This window comes from Tenacibaculum gallaicum (genome assembly GCF_003387615.1).
Lineage (GTDB): Bacteria > Bacteroidota > Bacteroidia > Flavobacteriales > Flavobacteriaceae > Polaribacter > Polaribacter gallaicus.
This window is the reverse complement of record NZ_QUNS01000001.1, coordinates 852,315-872,474: the sequence shown is the minus strand read 5'-3', so window position 1 is coordinate 872,474 and position 20,160 is coordinate 852,315. Positions and strand designations below refer to the sequence as shown.

Sequence of the window (20,160 nt, the reverse complement as noted above, 5' to 3'; positions counted from 1 at the left end):
TATTATTGAACTTCTTTTAAGATATTATAAAATAGTTGTGCTCCTGTAACTGTTATTTCATCAGGAAAATCATAATCTGGATTATGCAGCGCTGGGGTATTCTTTCCTGCTCCCAGACCAAACATAGCTCCTTTGTATTGCTGCGTAAACAACCCAAAATCTTCTCCCCATTTAAAAGGTGTATTTATTTCTTTAATTGATAAGTTTAGTTGTACTGCTGCCGATTTTATATATTCAACAGCTTCTTTGTTGTTTTTATTTGCGTAAAATTCTTCAAACCAAGAAGTATTGATACCAAGAGTTTCTCTTTCTTCAAGTTTTTGAAGTAGTTGTTCAAGCTTTTTTTGTTTCTCTCTCATTAAACTTGTACTCCAACTGCGTAAAGTAAGATGTACCTCTCCATATCCTGCTGATACGCCGTAGGCTTTTTCTCCCATAGTTATATGCACGGGGGTAGCCAAGAAAAAATCAGAATCTTCAGGTACATTTTTAGTTTCATGTTTTACAAAATGAAGAATTTCAGCGATTGCATTAGCTGGATTAAATCCTTTTTCTGGCTCTGCTGCATGCGCTGTTCTTCCTTCTAAACTAATTACAACACTTTTAACATTACTTGTAAATTCATTTTCTTTTACAACGATTTCTTGTTTGGTAAAACCTGGTAAATTGTGTAGCGCGAAAGCATAATCAATATTAAATTGCTGAAAATAAAAATCTTTTAAAACCGACTGTGCCCCTCTTCCATTTTCTTCTGAAGGTTGGAAAAGCAATAGTACTTTTCCTTTAGACAAAGGTTTTTCCGTAAGTAGTTTTGCTACTCCAAGTAAAATTGTTGTATGCCCATCATGTCCGCATTTATGCGAAACTCCTTTATTTACAGATTTATGTTTAAAAGTGTTTACTTCTTGAATAGGTAACGCATCAATATCTGCTCTTAACAGAACTGTTTTACCCTCTTTATTTCCATTGAAGATTGCTAATAAACCTGTATTAGCCACTGGTAGTATCTCACAAGAAGTATCCTCTTCTAAAAAAGTTTGTATTCTTTTCTTAGTTTCATATTCTTCTTCAGAAACTTCAGGAAAGGTATGTAATTCTTTTCTTATCTTCTCTAAAGCTTCCTTTAGGCTTTCCATTTTTTTTGGCTGTTAATTAACTGAATTGTTGAAAACACAATGGCTGATAATGTAATTCCAAAGAAATTTGCATCCAAACCAAAAGGTAATTTTACCTCTAAGATAATTAATAATAAAGTGGTAAGCCCTCCTGAAATCATAGCATAAAAAGCGGCAAGTGGTGATGGCTTTTTTAGTAATAAAGTTCCTAAAACAGGAACTAACAAACCTGATACCATAAAAGCATATGAATACAACATCAGCTCTAATACATTTTGCATTTTTGTTGCCAATACAATCGCTAAACCTCCTATTAAAAAGGTTATTAATTGTGAATTTTTTATACTGATACTTTTCTTAAAATATCCAAAAATATCTGTAGTTAAGTTTCCTGAAGCTGCCATTAAACAACTATCAGCTGTAGACATGATTGCCGAAAAGTAAGCCGACATCATTAACCCCATTAATCCTACTGGTAAAATACTTCTTAATAATAACGGAAGACCTAGTTCTGCATCCAATTCTACTCCTGGTGCATATCCTATACTTGCAAACATTCCTTGTTCGTAGGCTACTCTTGAAAATAATCCTAAGGCAACTCCCATAAATGCCATTATTGGATATTCAAACAATCCTGCTATTCTCCAAGCTTTTTTTGCTGTTTTTTCATCTTTACAGGCATAAATTCGTTGATATAAAGTCATTCCAACAAACCAAATGGGTACTATGGTTATTATCCAGTTAAACATATCAATAAACGTAACATTTGTTAATGATAAAAAACTAGCAGGTAATATTTCTTGAATCCCGTTCCATCCTCCTATTTCCATATAACCAATAGGAATTCCAATACCTATCAAACCTACCATAAGAATTATCCACTGAATAGTATCTGTGTAAATCACTGCTTTTATTCCTCCAATAACTGTATATACAACAGCTATTACTCCCATAATTAAAACTGCTTTTGTTATGGATATTGATGGAAATGTAGCAGATGCTAATTTTGCTCCTGCCAAAATTTGTGAACTGGTAAAACCAATGTAACCTATTAACGAAATAATTCCCGCCATTAATGCTACTTTAGCATTGTAGTGAAAGGCTAAAGATTCTGGAAATGTTAAAAAATGATGTTTTTTAGCTATAGGGTATACTTTTGGAATTAAAAAAACGGCGCTAATCCAAGCACCTAATAATCCTGTAAAAAGCATCCAACTACCGGAGAGTCCCATTAAAAAACCCAGGCCTCCTAATCCTATAGAAAATCCTCCTCCTACATCAGTCGCAACAACAGATAATCCTATATGACCTGCTGACATGTTCCTTCCTCCTACATAGTAATCGTCTTTTGATTTGTTTTTATTCATGAAATATACTCCTACTCCAAGCATAAAAACTAAATATACTATAAAAATTAATAGATCAATAATGTGTATGTCCATATCTTATTTTTCCTTCTCTACTAAAAATTGCTCTTTGTATTGAGCCTTTTTTAATTGCTCCCTTCTGCTTACAGATGGTTTTGTGTATTCTTTTTTTTTAATTACTACTTAACTCATATTTTGAGTCAATTGTATAAAACTGAAGCTAACCTAAATAAGTTTGTAATACTTTAGTTCTTGATCTTTGTTTCAATCTTCTAATTCCTTTTTCTTTAATTTGACGCACTCGCTCTCTTGTTAAATCAAATGTTTCTCCTATTTCAGTTAGGCTCATAGGTCGGTAGTTTCCTAGACCATAAAATAATTTTATAATGTCCGATTCTCTTGGAGAAAGCGTTTCTAAACTTCTGCTAATTTCTAATCGTAATGACTCTTGTATTAAGTCTTTGTCTGGCTTAGGAGCTTCTGAAGCTCTCATAACATCATATAAATTTGATGTTTCTCCTTCTTTTAAAGGTGCGTCCATAGAAACGTGCCTTCCTGAGTTTTTCATAGACTGTTTTACATCAGAAACTGTCATATCTAAAACTTTTGCAATTTCTTCTGGTGTAGGCATGCGTTCATTGCTTTGCTCTAACTTAGAAACTGCCTTGTTAATTTTACTAATACTTCCTATTTTATTCAATGGCAAACGAACTACACGAGATTGTTCTGCTAAAGCCTGTAAAATAGACTGACGTATCCACCAAACTGCGTACGATATAAACTTAAATCCACGTGTTTCATCAAAACGTTTTGCTGCTTTTACCAAACCTATATTCCCTTCATTAATTAAATCAGAAAGCCGTAACCCTTGATTTTGATATTGCTTTGCTACAGATACAACAAAACGTAAGTTAGCATTTACCAAGGTTTCCAATGCTCGTTGGTCTCCTGTTTTGATTTTTTGAGCTAATTCAACCTCTTCATCTGCAGTAATCAAATCAATCTTACCAATTTCTTGTAAGTACTTCTCAATAGATTTTGACTCTCTATTAGTAACTTGTTTTATTATTTTTAACTGTCTCATATTATCTCTTTAGTCTCATTTCTAAATACGGAGTAGTAAACCCTAGCTTTTCGTACAAAAACTTAGCTGGATTATCTTTTTCAACATGTAAAGCAATATCCCCTTTACAATTTTCAATAGCGTGTGTCATTATTTTTCTTCCAATTCCTTTTCCTCTATACTCATTGTGAGTTGCTATATACACTAAAATATTTTCTGGAATATATTCATCCATTCCTGTTTTATTTATTATAACTGCTCCCACAATATCATCTTTATCCTCTATTGTAAAAACATATCCTCCTAGTCCTGTTCGCTCCTTAGCAGCATAGTCGATTGCTTTGCGAATCGCTGTTTTTTCGTCTCCATATTTTTCAAGGTGTTTGTATAAAAAGTTGGTTACTCTTTCTATTTCTAAGGGGGTTATACGATTAAATGCATCGTAAGTTTTTATTGTCATAATTTTTATTTTATAAAAAAGAATAGGTATGTAATAATTATAAGCTTCTTTAGTTATTTTTTTATTGAAGCTTAAATAGCAGTAAGTACAAAACCTATTTTATTTGGTGTTTGTTTTTTAATGCAGAATACTTTTTCGAAAAGTGTACGATTATCTAAAATCGATATTCGTAAGGTCAAAAAAAACATTTTATAAATCTATTTTAATTGGTAAATAGCTCTACAAAGTGTTTTATATATTAGAGAGTCTTCTCATAAAAAAGAGAAGCTATTATAAATTTAATTTAGAACCCTGGTGGGATAAATTTGTCCGATTGATTACGGAACACAAGGTAGTTGAATGTAAAAACTCGTTGATTTTTTTTCTCGTGTGTAGTATCTACCATATCTTACAAAGGTACGAATTTTATAGATAGTTTCAAAACAGCTACTGTAAAAGAACCTTTTACAGTAGCTTATATAATTTGAATAAAAACTCACTTCAACAAAAAAGCACTTTAGATTAATCTAAAGTGCTTTTTATTTATACGGTAATTTTTAATTATTTTTTAAAATTAACAACCCCATTCTCAAGCCAATTATAGTATTCATCTACATCTGGCGTATAAGCTATCGGATCAATTATATTTGATTCATCATGGTTCATTAACACATAAAATGGTTGTGAGTTTGCTTTGTACTTTATTGTTTGCATTTCACTCCATTTTTGACCAATATACTTTAATTTCTTTCCTGGGTTTAACTTAGACTCAACCACTTCATCTTCTTCTAATGGTCGTTTATCATCCACATATAAAGAAATTAAGATCACTTTGCTTTTTAACACGTCTAAAACTTTTGGTTTTACCCAAACATTTTGTTCCATTTTTCTACAGTTTACACAAGCATGCCCTGTAAAATCTAACATTACTGGTTTTCCTACTTTTTTAGCATAGGCCAATCCTTTATCATAATCATGAAACGACATAATATCATGAGGAGGTATTAAATGTGCTCCCTCTGGTAAATTCTCATGTCCATTTTCTTGACTACCTAAACTTCCCTTTCCTTGTTTGGTAAATCCTACTCCATAAGGTGATTCACTATAATGTTGTGGCGGTGGAAAAGCACTTATTAAGTTTAATGGCGCGCCCCATAATCCTGGAACCATATAAATAGTAAATGATAACACTATTAGTCCTAAACTTAATCTTCCTACAGATATATGACTGATTGGGCTATCGTGTGGTAATTGTATTTTTCCGAATAAATAAAATGCTAACGCTCCAAAAATAGCAATCCAAATAGCAATAAATACTTCTCTTTCTAACAAGTGTAATTGCAATACTAAATCTGCATTTGATAAAAATTTAAATGCCAATGCTAGTTCTAAAAATCCTAGTACCACTTTTACGGTGTTTAACCACCCTCCTGATTTTGGTAAAGAATTTAACCACCCTGGGAAGGCTGCAAATAACGCAAATGGTAAAGCAATAGCAGAAGAGAATCCTAACATTCCTACAATTGGTGCTACTCCTCCTTTTGAAGCTGCTTCCACTAACAAAGTTCCTACAATAGGCCCAGTACATGAAAAAGAAACAATTGCTAAGGCCAAAGCCATGAAAAAGATTCCCACTAAACCTCCTTTATCTGCTTGCGAATCTACTTTAGTTGCCCATGAACTAGGTAACGTAATTTCAAAAGCACCTAAGAAAGATACTGCGAAAATCACCAAGATTAAAAAGAAGATTATATTAAACCATACGTTCGTTGATAGTGCATTTAGAGCATCTGCTCCAAAGGCTGCAGTTACTACTGACCCTAACAACACATAGATGACAACAATACATAATCCATAGATAATCGCATTTCTTATTCCTTGTGATTTACTTTTACTTTGTTTCGTAAAAAAACTTACCGTCATCGGTATCATTGGAAATACACACGGAGTTAATAGTGCTGCAAACCCTGATAAAAAAGCAATGAAGAAAATTCCTAAAAGGCCTTTCTTTTCTTCTTTTTTAGAATCTTTTGAAGCTGCTACTTCTGTTGTTATCTTTGTATCTTTTGTTTCCTCTGTAGAATTTTTAACAGCTATAGCTTTAGATAAACCAAATGCTAAGTCTACTTCTTTTGGAGGTAAACACGTTTCATCGGTACAAGCAATAAACTCTACAAAAGCATTTAGTTGAGTTATGCTAGCATCAACCAATTCTATTTTTTGCTTAAAAACCGCTTTGTTAGCAAAGGATTTAATATTCATTCCTTCTTCACCAAAAAGTGTTGTAAATTTAATTTTTCCTTCTGGTTCTAAAGTGTTTCCTACAATTTTAATTTTCCCTCCTTCATCATCATACGTAAAAGTTGTTGGAATTGGACCACCACTCGGGACTTCTTGAGCATACAAATGCCAATCTCCCTGAATCGTTGCTGTACTTACTAAATTATATGTTGTTTTTGAAACTTTCTCTACACTCGTTTTCCACTCTATTGGATTATGAATTTGGCTCATTGCCGAAAATCCAATGGTAAAACAAAGCAAAAATGCTAATATTTTTTTCATCATGTTGAGGTAAGGAGATTAATTTACGTTGAAAGTCAACTCTACTTCTTTTGGTGGTAAACAGTTCATTCCTGTACATACCATGTATTCTACCGTCCCTTTAACAGTAAGTTTTTCTGTAGTTTTTAAACGAATTTTTTGAGTAAAGGTTGCTTTAGTGTCAAAATATTTAATTTTCATTTCAAAAATTGGATCATCCACAACGTGTCCTTCTTCCTCTTTAGTATTTCCTTTTTTTAGATATCGAGTATCTCCTTCAAAAGTGAACAGCGTTGGAATTGGCCCGCCTTTTGGAATATTTTGCGAATATAAATGCCAATCTTTTTGAATTGTTGCTGTTGCTACTAACTCAGCCTCTTTATCGGATATTTTTTTTACTGAAGTACTCCATTTTACTGGCTTATGAACTTGAGCAAATGTAACACTACCAATAGCCAGTAATAGGATTAAAAATAATTTTCTCATTGTCTTTATTTAGTTGCATTATCTTCAATCCGTAAATGTAACGCCTTTATTAGCTAAAATACAAAAGATTAAAAAAAGTTTAACATTAACAATTGAGCACATGTATTTTTAACATCATATGTAATAAACTTCCTTACTTTTTCATGATTATTTAAAACGTCTTTAGCTTACGTTTTATTCTTTATCTATAAGGTTATATGCTCACATAATCTCTACAGTGATGATAGTAAAAGCATCCCTCAAAAGTAAATATTAGTCTGCCTTTTACTAGACCATAGACTTCAGTAAACGAAATACTACCAACTGCCATGAAATAGGATTATAAATAATAAACACTTAGAAAATCTTTATTATGCTCATAAAAATAACGTGTTTCACCTTTATATAAGAATAATTAACATTTTATCCTCACACCCTATCCTTTTTCTATTAGTAAACAAATCTCATATAAGAAAAAATAAAAAACATAAAAAAATGTTAAAATATTTTTTATATATTTATACTGAATTTTTAAAAATATTTTTTTAGCAATAGCTCCCCTTAAATTGTCTCATTAAATGAAATTATAGATGAAATAACAGTATTATAAGTATAAACTAAACCCAAGTCTCCCAGCATGAAACACTTTTATTCTCAAAAGTTTAACGTAAGGTTTACGTTAGATTTTAGCATTCTTCTATGTAAAACTCAAACCTCTACTTTTAAAAAAGAGGTAGTTACTAAACTCTCAAAAAAACACAAAATATATTTAATGAGTTTTTTCAATCCTTTCAAAACAGTTTGTGGGATTTACTCTAAAATATATCCATACAAATTTCACGTAATTACGAACCACAATTAACTAACTATAAAAACACTCTAGTATACTTTATATAGTTTTTGTATCCAACTTACACATAATTCACACCATCAATATGGTTAATATGATTTACCATATTCTTTAATTTTTATAAACTAAAAAATTAAAGAATATGTAGTTACAATTCTGTATTTGTATCATACTCTATTTTAAATAAAAATTAGCTTTATATGAAAAATAAGTTCCCTCACTATAATATATATAAAAGCATACTATATGTAATTTTATTAACATTTACTTTAACTATTAATGGTCAAGTATTTGTAAAAGAAAACCTAAAAAAAGGCAACCTTAACAAAGTTTTGTCTTACAAACCAATACAAGATACAAAGCTAAGTTCTTCCAATAACCCTCTTAGCTCCATAACTAGTTCTTTGTTGACAGGAAAAATACCTAAAGTCAATAAAAGTAGAACAAGGCAAAGATTTTCCTCTTCTTCTTTTAACATGATGATGGCCGCTCCTACTTTAGACCTAAATAACATAACCTCTGGAAACAACTATGATTTTCAGCTACAACCAACAACTTCTAATGTATTCCCTTTAACAGTAAATCCACAAGTCACAACAGATACAGGGGTTTTAAGTGCAACCATAAATTTTTCAGGCGTTGTTGATTCTCCTTTTGGTGAATTGCTAGCTATTAATAACGGTGGTTTTGACTTATTATGGTTACAAGTACCTGTTTCTGGTCCATTTACATATACCATTGGAGGCTCTACAATACAGATAACTCAACTAACAAATACTTCTTTTAATATAACGGAAACCTCAGGTAATCCGATTGCGAACTCTGAATTCGAAACATTTTTATCAACCCTGTTCTATGGAGACATACAAAGCCCTTATACAGATGGCGTACGAACAATGGATGTTACCATTTTTGATACTAATGGAGACTTTACAACCGCACAAACCATAATAAGAGTTTATACAACGCCGCCAACAGTTGTTGATGAAACTAATAGTATATCAGCAAACTCAACCGGGACAATCACAGGCAATGTTTTAACAAACGATTCTGGTTCAACAGCAATATCTGTTACCGAAGTAGACGTGTATCCATCTATGGTTAATAACACATACACCACATTATATGGTACAATTACAATACAAGCAAATGGTACTTATACTTATGATGTTGACGAAACAAGTGCTTCTGTTACTGGTTTAAGAAACGGAGAAAACTTAGATGATATAATTTCATACACAGTTGCAGATGCTTTAGGAATACAAGACTACGGTATATTAACTATAACAATTAACGGTGTAGATGATGCTCCTGAAGCTATTGACAATACCGACTCTCTAACTGCTTTTATTGATGCTAGTGCCACAGGAAATGTAATTATAGACCCAGGTACAGGAGGTTCTGATACTGTAGACAGAGGTTTATCAACATTGTTTTGGGAAAGTAATTTTACAAGCGGAGAAACCGTCGATGGAAAATCTAAAACTGTAGATGGCGTAGGTCTCTCATTTACAACCTTAGACCCAGGTGGGTTTGGTACATCTTTTAATCAATCGGTAGACTATACTACCAACGGAGGTCATACTGGTTATTTATTATACAATATAGATGGTACGACTAATCCCACTGACGACACTGTTTTAGTTATAGATTTTGATCAACCTGTATTCAATTTAGGTTTTTTATTAACAGATATTGATTTTTCACAAGGAAATTCATGGCAAGATCAAATGAAGATTGAAGGAACACTAAATGGAGGAAATGCTACATACAAATATGTCACAACTGGAGGAGTAGTTGATGCTGGAGGAAATACTTTTTATGGAATAGGTAATGCTATACCTAGTGATGCTACAGGGAATATTAATGTATTTTTCGAACAACCAATCAACCAATTACGATTAAGTTATAATTACGGACCTAATGTTACAGATGCTGATCCACTTGGACAAATTGCTGGTGTTTCAGATATTCATTGGCAAGGCTCAGGGTCTGTCACTACTATTAGACTTGGTACATCATTAGCTAATCTTAATGCTGCTAACCTTAACACTTCATATCCTGGAGCCTACGGTACAATTGTTATGAATTCAGATGGAGACTATGAATATATTGTTGACACTACAAACCCTGCAGTAGCAGGCTTACTTATAGGTCAAACATTAACAGACACCTTTTTTTATGAAATTTCCGATGGAGTATCTTCTGATACAGCTAATTTAGTAATTACTATTAATGGTTCAGGAACAGATCCTGATGGAGATGGAATAGCCGATAGAGTAGATCTAGATGATGATAATGATGGAATATTAGACACAGAAGAATCATTAGCTTGTGCAGGAACTCCATTAGATTTAACAGGAATTGGGAGCACCTTAACCTCTGGTAGTTATTATGATCAGGATACGGAAAAAATAATAGATGTAACAATTACTACAACTGGTACAGTAGACCAAGGTAATGCTAATGGAGATATCTTAATCACTCAAGGAGGAACAGCAACTTTTACTTTTTCATCCCCAGTAACAGTTTCTCTAAAACATGAAATTGGTATAACTGGAAATTTTGATTCAGGAGATACTTGGGAATTAACTTCAACTGGAGAATTTACAGTAGCTGACCCAGATAGTGATTTAACTATTAACTCTAACTCTGGAGGAATATTAAACTTTGATGGCTTAGGAGCTATTTCAGCATCTGAAGCTTGGGAAATTAAAACAACCACAACATCTTTAAAACTTGATCTAAAATCTGGAAATACAAAATCTCCTATTAACTTAGCTTTAATTTGTGGAGGCTTTTTAGATTCCGATAATGATGGAATACCAAATCATTTAGATCTAGATAGTGATAATGACGGGTGCTACGATGCTATAGAAGCAAGTGAAAGTGTTGCTTCAAGTCAATTAGATGGAAATGGTAGAATAAATATAGTAAGTCAAGGAGGAATAGATGGCAATGGAGTGCCTGACCTTGTAAATGCTTCTGGAACAGCAGATATAGGAGGAGATCAAGGACAAGAAACCACAGGTAACGAAATAATTGCTACCCAAATACAAATAGACACACAACCAAGTAGTAGCACTATATGTTCCGGAAGTAATGTTACTTTTACAGCTGTAGCAAGCTCTTTAAGTACGACTAGTTACACAGGGAGCGCTCCATCTACCACACCTGATTATAGTGGTAGCACTAGTACTACAACAGGATTAGTATATCAATGGCTAGAACAAGTTGCAGGTGTTGGAGCTTGGAATAGTATTTCTAATGGAGGAATATATAGCAACGCAACTACTCCTGCATTAACTTTAACCAACCCGCCAGTAACCGCTTCCACTAATAAATATAGATTAATAGTAATAAGTACACTTAATACATGCCAAACTTTAGCTTCAGATGAAGTATCTCTTACAATTATCCCTACTTCGGTAGGTGGAAGCATCGCAGGAAGTACCAATGTGTGTACGGGAACCAACTCCACTTCCTTAACCTTAAGTGGACATACCGGGAACATCATCCGCTGGGAGAGTTCTACCGATAACTTTACCACCGATACCGATATTGCCAATACCACCACCACATTAACGGCGACCAACTTAAGTACCACCACACAGTATCGTGCAGTAGTACAAAGTGGAGCGTGTACAGAAGCTACTTCGGCCACAGCAACCATCATCGTAGATCCTACTTCGGTAGGTGGAAGCATCGCAGGAAGTACCAATGTGTGTACGGGAACCAACTCCACTTCCTTAACCTTAAGTGGACATACCGGGAACATCATCCGCTGGGAGAGTTCTACCGATAACTTTACCACCGATACCGATATTGCCAATACCACCACCACATTAACGGCGACCAACCTTACCGCTACCACACAGTATCGTGCAGTAGTACAAAGTGGAGCGTGTACAGAAGCTACTTCGGCCACAGCAACTATTATTGTAGGTGGAGTAGTTAACTTAACTATAAATGATATTACAGCAGACAATAGTATCAATGCAACAGAAGCAGGAACCAACATTCCAGTAACCGGAACAGTAGGAGGCGATTTTAATACGGGAGACACGGTAACCCTAACAATCAATGGGAATACCTATACAGGTACCGTAGACGCAAGCGGAAACTATAGCATCAGTGTACCAGGCTCAGAGTTAACTGACGATGCAGACACTACAGTAGACGGAAGTTTCTTGTCGTACGCATCTTGCTCCTATAGTATAAGTCATTCATACAATGTAGATACAACAGCTCCAGTTCCTACCATTACTGTAGACAACATTACGGCAGACAATAGTATCAATACAACAGAAGCAGGAACCAACATTCCAGTAACCGGAACAGTAGGAGGCGATTTTAATACAGGCGATACGGTAACCTTAATAATCAATGGGAATACCTATACAGGTACGGTAGACGCAAGCGGAAACTATAACATCAGTGTACCAGGCTCAGATTTGGCAGCAGACCCAGATACCACAGTAGACGCAAGCGTTACGACAACTGATACTGCTGGAAATACCGCTTCAGCTACCGATACTCATATGTACAATGTGGACACCACAGCTCCTACCCTTTCTATCGTTATAGATGATATCACCTCTGATAATATTATTGATGCAACAGAAGCAGGAACCAACATTCCAGTAACCGGAACTGTAAGTGGTGACTTTAATACGGGTGATACTGTAACCTTAGTCATTAATGGAAACACTTATACAGGTACGGTAGACGCTAGTGGAAATTATAGCATTAGTGTACCTGGATCAGATTTGGTAGCAGACCCAGATACAACAGTAGACGCAAGTGTTACGACAACTGATACTACTGGAAATACCGCTTCAGCTACCGATACTCATGTGTACGATGTAGGCACTACAGCCCCTACTCTTTCTATCGTTATAGATGATATTACCTCTGATAATATTATTAACGCAGCGGAAGCTGGAACCAACATCCCTGTAACTGGAACTGTAAGTGGTGACTTTAATACAGGTGATACCGTAACCTTAGTCATTAATGGAAACACTTATACAGGTACAATAGACGCTAGTGGAAATTATAGCATTAGTGTACCTGGATCAGATTTGGCAGCAGACCCAGATACCACAGTAGACGCAAGTGTTACGACAACTGATACTACTGGAAATACCGCTTCAGCTACCGATACTCATTCGTACAGTTTATTAGACTCTGATAATGACGGAATTCCTGATATTACTGATATTGATGATGATAATGATGGAATTTTAGATACTGATGAAGGAGATGGCAACACAGATACCGATGAAGACGGGATTCCTGATAGTCTTGATACTGATAGTGATAATGATGGGGTTCCAGATGTTATTGAAGGAAATGATGATGATAGTGATGGAATACCTGACAGCCTTCCTTCTGGCAATGATTCAGATGGAGATGGTTTAGATGATACTTATGACACAGATAATGGAGGTACTCCTGTAGACATTCCTGATAATGATGGAGATGGTATTCCAGATTTTCAAGATATTGATGATGATAACGACGGTATTAACACTTCGGATGAAAACCCTGGAGACCCTGACCCAACAACTAACGATGCTCTTGACACCGATGACAATGGTATTCCTGACTATCTAGACCCTAATACAAAACCATGTGGTACTCCCTATAATATCATGACTCCTGGTAGTGATGGTGATAATGATATTTTCTTCATCTCTTGTATAGACAGACCTGAATATAGTAACAATACTGTTGAGATTTTTAATAGATGGGGTAACATTGTATATAAAGCTTCTGGCTATAATAATAAAGATGTTGTTTTTAAAGGAGTATCTAATGGACGAACAACAATTAATATTGATGAAAAATTACCTTCAGGTACCTATTTTTATGTTATCAATTTAGGTAATGGTTCAAAACCAAAAGTAGGCTGGCTGTACATTAATAGATAAAAAAAATAATATGAAATTAAAACACCTATGCACATTAATATTCTTAATACAAATATTAATAAATGTAAATGCTCAACAAGACCCTCAATATACCCAATATATGTATAACACTATGAGTGTGAACCCTGCATATGCTGGATCAAGTGGACATACTATAATAAACGCTCTTGCAAGAACTCAATGGGTTGGTATTGAAGGTGCCCCAGACACTCAAACATTGAGTTTCGATACTCCGCTAGGTTTTAGCGGAGTTGGATTAGGTATCAATCTTACTAATGATAGAATAGGTCCTGCCAATGAAATTTTCCTAGACGTTAATGCTTCTTATACCGTTCGTACTAGTGATGAAGGTAATTTGGCTTTGGGGTTAAAACTTGGTGGAAGATATTTAAATGTTGACTGGAATAAAGGCCTTGTTAAAGACAGAGATGACAAGAGTTTAACTGGAAACATTAATAAATTTTTACCAACTATTGGAGCAGGTATTTATTACTATACTTCTAATTGGTATTTAGGAGCCGCTATTCCAAACTTTATTAGCACAGATCATTACGATGATTCTAATAATGGAGGTGATATTGCAAAAGAACGAATGCACTTATTTCTAATTGGTGGTTATGTATTTAACTTAAATGAAAGCATTAAGTTTAAACCCGCATTTCTAACAAAAATTGTAAGTGGAGCACCTTTATCATTAGATGTATCTGCTAACTTTCTTTTCAATGAAAAATTTACAGCAGGTATAGCTTGGAGATGGGACGATTCTATTAGTGCTTTAATAGGGCTTCAAGCTTCTAGAAATTTACATATAGGATTGGCCTATGACCTTACCACCTCTAATTATAGTAACTACAACTCTGGAACCTATGAACTAATGATAAAGTGGGAAATATTCAAAGAACCAGCAATGAAATCTCCTAGGTTCTTTTAAATGATGAATGAGATGAAAAAAGCAATACATTTTTTAATTATAATAACATTTATACCAACTACCATTAGTGGCCAGCGAAAGTATGCTGCTAATAGGTATTTTGAAGAATTTTCTTATAAAAAATCTGCTGAATTATATCAAACTATTCACGATAAAGGAGATAATTCTTATACTGTATTAAGTAGATTGGGAGATTCTTATTATTTCAATTTTAAATATATTCTAGCTGAGAAAAATTATCAAGAGTTAATGAAATTATACGAGAACTCTGCTAAACCCAAACATATATTTAGATATGCACAGGTTTTAAAAACTAATGGTAAGGTAAAAGAATCTGACAAATGGTTATTAAAGCTAAATAAAAATGATAGTCGTGTGAAAGCATTAGAAGAAAATGCTAATTATTTTGTTGAATACTCTAATCGAGACAAAACATATATAAATATTCACAACCTATCTAGCAACACTTCTTATTCAGACTTTGGAGGGGCTATTTATGATAATTATTTATACTTTTCCTCTACTCAACCCAAAGCAGAAAAAAACAAAAAACTCTATAGATGGAACAAACAACCATATTTAAACATTTATAAAGCAAAACAAAGTAACAACTCTATTAAAGTTTTGGATGTGGAGAAACCTATCATTCTTGAAGGGTTGAGCTCTAAATATCACGAATCAAACATTGTTATTTCTAAAGATGGAAAAACAGCTTATTTCACCAGAGACAACTTTGATGGCAAGCGATTAATAGGAGATGAGAATAATATTTCTCATCTTAAAATTTATAAAGCTACTAAAACAGGTGACTATTGGGGTAATGTAAAAGAACTTCCTTTTAATAGTAATAACTTCTCTTGTGGACACCCCGTCCTTAGCCCTAATGAAAAAACACTCTATTTTGTCTCTGACATGCCTAATGGTTTTGGAAGTACAGACATTTATAAAGTGGCTATTTTAAAAAACAATACCTTTGGAAAACCTGAAAACCTTGGTAGTATCATCAATACAGAGAGTAAGGAAATGTTTCCCTTTCTAGGAAACGATAATGTTTTGTATTTTTCTTCTGATGGACATATTGGCTTAGGAGGTTTAGATGTATTTGAGTCTAAAATCACAAATAACTCTTATACAAAACCAGTAAATTTAGGAAACCCCATAAATGGTTCTTTTGATGATTTTGCTTTCATTATTAACAACAAACATACTCAAGGCTACTTTTCTTCTAACAGAAAGGAAGGTAAAGGAGATGATGATATTTATAGTTTTAAAATATATAATTGTAAAGAGAGTATTAAAGGAGTTATATCTGACTCAAAAACAGGTAATCCTATCCCAAACGCTACCGTTCAGCTTATAAATAAACAAGGGAAACCCATTTCAACTAAAACAACTAGTAAAGATGGTAGTTATTTATTTGAGAGAATAGATTGCGAAAAGAATTTTGTAGTTGTTGCTTCTAAAAAAGATTACAGAAACTCCCAAAAAAACACAAAAACACTTAACGCTAACAAAAGATTAATTACAGAAAACATCCAGCTTAAATCTTTAATCACAGATGATCAAATCGTTATAAACCCTATTTATTTTGATTTTGACTTGTATAACATTCGTGAAGACGCCGAATATGAATTAGAATACATCATTTCTGTATTAAAAGACAATCCTAATATAAATATAAGAATTGAGTCTCATACCGACAGTAGAGGTTCTAAAGCATATAACAAACTACTTTCTGATAAGAGGGCTAAATCTACTAGAGATTACATTATACTAAGAGGTATTTCTTCAGAGAGAATAAAAAATGCTACTGGGTATGGAGAAGAACAGTTATTAAATAACTGTAATGACCTAAATCAAAATAAATGTACTGAAAAGGAACATCAACAAAATAGAAGGTCTTATTTTTATATCGAAAAAAAGTAATCTACACTAATTAAAAAACAAAAGGCTTTCAATTAAATTGAAAGCCTTTGCTTAGTAGCGGGAACTGGACTCGAACCAGTGACCTTCGGGTTATGAGTTCGAAGGAATGCCAATTTTCTCGCTTTTTTATAATTAAAACTTACAAAATCGTTTACGATATTGTTTACTATTATAATCCCAAATGTATAAAAAAAAGTCTATTTTTATTATAGCTTTTGAATAAAAAAATACTCTATGAAAAAAATAACATTATCTTTTTTTATACACCATAAAATCAATCAAATTAAAATTGAGTTTGATTATGACTTTACTGTTAAGCAGTACATCAAAAAACACCCTTTAGTTAAATGGAGTAAAACACATAAAACATTTTACTTGCCTTTTTCTAAACAAAATGCAAATAGTTTTTGTAGTTACCTAAATAAAAACAATTATAAAGTTGATTACAGTCAACTAGTAAATAAATCAAGAAAACGTAAACAATTACCCCCTTTAGAACGAAAATTTTATTCTTCAATTGGTGCTTTTAAAAAGTGGTTAATTCAAATGAGGTATAGCCCAAACACTATCAAAACCTATATCTCAATGATTGAACTTTTTTTTAGATTCAATCATCAAGGGAATATTCAAAATATAACCAAAAAAGATATTGAAACTTTTAATAATGAATATATAATCAAGAATAACTTTTCTTCAACTTTTCAAAATCAATTAATTAATGCAATTAAATTATTTTATAAATATAACACAAATAACAAACTAAACTTAAATAATTTAGACAGACCTAGAAAAAGCAAAAAATTACCTGAAGTATTAAGTTTAGATGAAGTAAAATTATTATTGACTTCTATAAAAAATGTAAAACATAAAACCTTACTGAGCTTAATCTATTCTTGTGGATTAAGAATAGGAGAAGCTATAAATTTAAAAACTAACTCGATTGACTTAAATAGGCGTTTATTACATATAAAATCTGGAAAAGGTAAAAAAGACAGGGTTGTTCCTGTTTCCCCTATTATGATTGAGTTAATTAGAAAATACATAAAACAGTACAACCCCTCTATTTTTCTTTTTGAAGGACAAACAAAACCAAAATACAGTTCTATAAGTGCTAGACAAGTTCTAAAAAGAGCTATAAATACCTGTAAGATTAATAAAAACATAACACTTCATACCCTACGCCACAGTTACGCTACTCATTTACTAGAAAATGGAACAGATATTAGATTTATTCAAGAATTATTAGGGCATAATAATCCTAAAACGACCATGATTTATACTCATATTAGTACAACTAGTTTAGAAAAAATTAAAAATCCTTTTGATGATTTTAATATTTAACCTATTTTTAGTTTAAATAAAGATGTACATATACATCGCTTACAGTATAAATTAAGTTGTATAACAATGTATTTTACATCTATATAAACAAGTTAGCAGCAATTTGACAAAAAATGTGGATAAAAGAGAAGAAATTGATAGAATAGTATTTTATTCTAAAGAGGATATGGCTAGAAACCCTAACCTGATTAAAGCCGAAAAATTATTAACCGATTTTTGTTTTGAACAAAATTTCACATTTAATGATTTACTTGAATTCTATAATATAAAGTTATATTTTGATAACGACCTCTTCTTACCTAAATGGGTTATATCTGAAAAAGAGAGCTATATTCAAATTACAGAAAAGACTTGGAAAACTTTAAAACTTGAATTATTAAAAATCAATGACGAAAATTTTGATAAAATTTTAAGCGAATTAAACTACAACTACACAAATAACATTTGGGAATTAATAAATAAACTTAGCATATATAAAAATATATCTGACTTAACATTTAGTGAAATTCTAAAAAAATATTCTTATCAAGTAAATTATGTACTGCAACAAAAAAATATAGTTCAGAAATTTAATAAAGTAATCAGAGATTTTTTATTGACCTACAAAAATTCAGCTGAGATTTTACTTTCTCAATTTGAAGAAAAAAATGCAGACAATAAATTAACTAAATATTATTTTCCAAAAAGTCTGAGTTTAGAAGATAAGGAATACATAATAAACACTTATTTAGACCGTGAAGAATCAAACTTAAACTACGTAAGGTTGGCTGAAAAATCAAAAAGCTCAAATGAATTAAAGCTTTCTGACAAAACAAGATACAAAGCAAAGAAAAAGGCTGAAGAACAAAATAATGAAATACTAGAAAAAGGTCATAGTTGGAATATTAGAGTGCAAGGTGGACTTAGTAAAGTCCAAGACGAACCTGTAATATTTAAAAATGAAAATGGATTAATAGAAGCGACTTACAGTGAAAAATATTTGGATGGAATTGAAAATCAAGTAGATTTATTCAAAATATTTAGTTTCCTATTTAATTACACTGATGAAACCTCATTAATTTATTTAGTGAGTAAGGCAAGTGAATTAGATGTTATGGAACGTATAATGGGCTTAAAATCCAAAAACGATTACGAAATAGGGGCAGTTTTTGCTAGAAAAGAAATGCTATCTATATTACAGTTACATCTCATAGATAATTATTTAAGAAGAAAAGATAGTGGAATTGAGCAGTTAATTAATTCATTTATGTTACATATAAATGAACTAATAGAATCCAATAATTTAATATTTCAAGTTAGAGTATCAAACTCGCCTGAATTAGACAAAATCCGCACTCTTTTACCCGATTTTGATTTCTTATTAAAACAATATAAAAGTTTAGCTGAAGATGGCACTATCAATATTGAACTGCTTCAACTAAGTTCGAAACCAATCGGATTTAGTCAAATTACCAGCTACAATAAAAGAAAGTATATTTATTCCAATGATAATCTAATCCTACGACTTAAGCACATATTTTTTTCTGACCAAAGTCATATGTTTTACACAAAAACTTTCAAAACTAAGCACAATAACCTATTTGATTTATTAACAAAAGAAACTGTAAACTTAGATGATTTTGCAAACTATCAAATTGATACAATTCAAAGTCTAGTTAAAGATGGTTACTTAAAAATAAATACAGAAAATATAGTCGAAATAGATAAAATAACTTTTATATACATAATTCGAGAATTACATAGAAATGAATTATTAAATTATTGGCATTACCCAAAATTCGTTAGAGACGAAATTGACTTACTAATTGAGGATAAAAAAATGTTTAACGAAAACACTTTATTATCTCAAGAAGAAGTAAAATATTATAATTTTTATCTAAATCAAAAAACATTTACAAACGGATATGATTTAAGAAACAAATATTCACACGGAACAAATACTCAATCTGAGCAAAAGCACAAAAATGATTACTATTTAATTCTAAAAATAATAATTCTTACTTTGTTGAAAATTGAGGACGATATAATGATAAATAAAAAAACTGCTGCTAACACCGTATAAAATTAATGGCTAGTCCTCGCCTACTTACGAAAATCTTCGCGGATTTTCTATTTGGTGTTTATTTGCTAAATTAGGTGCTTAAACACGCCACTAATCTTATACAATCACGTTGTGCATAATGCAA

11 protein-coding genes and 1 tRNA gene are annotated in these 20,160 nt (G+C 32.3%); 5 read left to right on the top strand and 7 right to left on the bottom strand.

All coding sequences use genetic code 11. The features are described from left to right. Positions 1 to 2 precede the first annotated feature (2 nt). The 6 genes from C7448_RS04045 to C7448_RS04015 form a co-directional block, all read right to left on the bottom strand. Positions 3 to 1,136: an amidohydrolase gene (locus C7448_RS04045; RefSeq protein ID WP_115900046.1), complete on the bottom strand. Its 1,134-nt coding sequence runs from the start codon at positions 1,134 to 1,136 to the stop codon at positions 3 to 5. Beyond that, on the bottom strand, positions 1,124 to 2,557 hold the full coding sequence (locus tag C7448_RS04040; protein WP_245939426.1) for a sodium:solute symporter family protein: 1,434 nt from the start codon (positions 2,555 to 2,557) through the stop codon (positions 1,124 to 1,126). Before C7448_RS04040 ends, C7448_RS04045 begins: the two co-directional genes overlap by 13 nt. A 145-nt stretch (positions 2,558 to 2,702) precedes the next feature. Further along, positions 2,703 to 3,566 (bottom strand): sigma-70 family RNA polymerase sigma factor, encoded by an 864-nt coding sequence (locus tag C7448_RS04030; RefSeq protein ID WP_115900045.1) that lies wholly within the window; start codon positions 3,564 to 3,566, stop codon positions 2,703 to 2,705. Position 3,567: 1 nt separating this feature from the next. Further along, the gene (locus C7448_RS04025) at positions 3,568 to 4,005 is read right to left on the bottom strand and encodes a GNAT family N-acetyltransferase (RefSeq protein WP_115900044.1); all 438 of its coding nucleotides are present in this window, start codon (positions 4,003 to 4,005) and stop codon (positions 3,568 to 3,570) included. A gap of 540 nt (positions 4,006 to 4,545) precedes the next feature. Beyond that, positions 4,546 to 6,546, bottom strand: a complete 2,001-nt coding sequence (locus tag C7448_RS04020) for a protein-disulfide reductase DsbD family protein (RefSeq protein WP_115900137.1) — start codon at positions 6,544 to 6,546, stop codon at positions 4,546 to 4,548. Between the two features lie 18 nt (positions 6,547 to 6,564). After that, the gene (locus C7448_RS04015; protein WP_170137000.1) at positions 6,565 to 7,011 is read right to left on the bottom strand and encodes a protein-disulfide reductase DsbD domain-containing protein; all 447 of its coding nucleotides are present in this window, start codon (positions 7,009 to 7,011) and stop codon (positions 6,565 to 6,567) included. Positions 7,012 to 8,040: 1,029 nt separating this feature from the next. Between C7448_RS04015 and C7448_RS04010 the strand changes: the two genes are divergently transcribed. Genes C7448_RS04010 through C7448_RS04000 form a run of 3 tightly spaced genes read left to right on the top strand, consistent with a single transcriptional unit; the run spans position 8,041 to position 16,633 of the window. Beyond that, entirely contained in the window at positions 8,041 to 13,776 is a 5,736-nt protein-coding gene (locus C7448_RS04010) for an Ig-like domain-containing protein (RefSeq protein WP_115900042.1), read from the top strand. Positions 13,777 to 13,786: 10 nt separating this feature from the next. After that, the gene (locus C7448_RS04005; RefSeq protein ID WP_115900041.1) at positions 13,787 to 14,707 is read left to right on the top strand and encodes a PorP/SprF family type IX secretion system membrane protein; all 921 of its coding nucleotides are present in this window, start codon (positions 13,787 to 13,789) and stop codon (positions 14,705 to 14,707) included. A 12-nt stretch (positions 14,708 to 14,719) separates the two neighbouring features. Then, entirely contained in the window at positions 14,720 to 16,633 is a 1,914-nt protein-coding gene (locus tag C7448_RS04000; RefSeq protein ID WP_170136999.1) for an OmpA family protein, read from the top strand. A gap of 55 nt (positions 16,634 to 16,688) precedes the next feature. On the opposite strand, the gene C7448_RS03995 is transcribed toward C7448_RS04000, so the two are convergent. Further along, a tRNA-Ser gene (locus C7448_RS03995) sits at positions 16,689 to 16,756 on the bottom strand. A gap of 111 nt (positions 16,757 to 16,867) precedes the next feature. Between C7448_RS03995 and C7448_RS03990 the strand changes: the two genes are divergently transcribed. Together C7448_RS03990 and C7448_RS03985 are read left to right on the top strand one after the other, a co-directional pair. Then, a complete protein-coding gene (locus C7448_RS03990) occupies positions 16,868 to 17,974 on the top strand; it encodes a tyrosine-type recombinase/integrase (RefSeq protein ID WP_115900039.1) in 1,107 nt (368 codons plus the stop codon). Between the two features lie 115 nt (positions 17,975 to 18,089). Beyond that, on the top strand, positions 18,090 to 20,036 hold the full coding sequence (locus C7448_RS03985; RefSeq protein WP_147300493.1) for a hypothetical protein: 1,947 nt from the start codon (positions 18,090 to 18,092) through the stop codon (positions 20,034 to 20,036). Positions 20,037 to 20,160 lie beyond the last annotated feature (124 nt).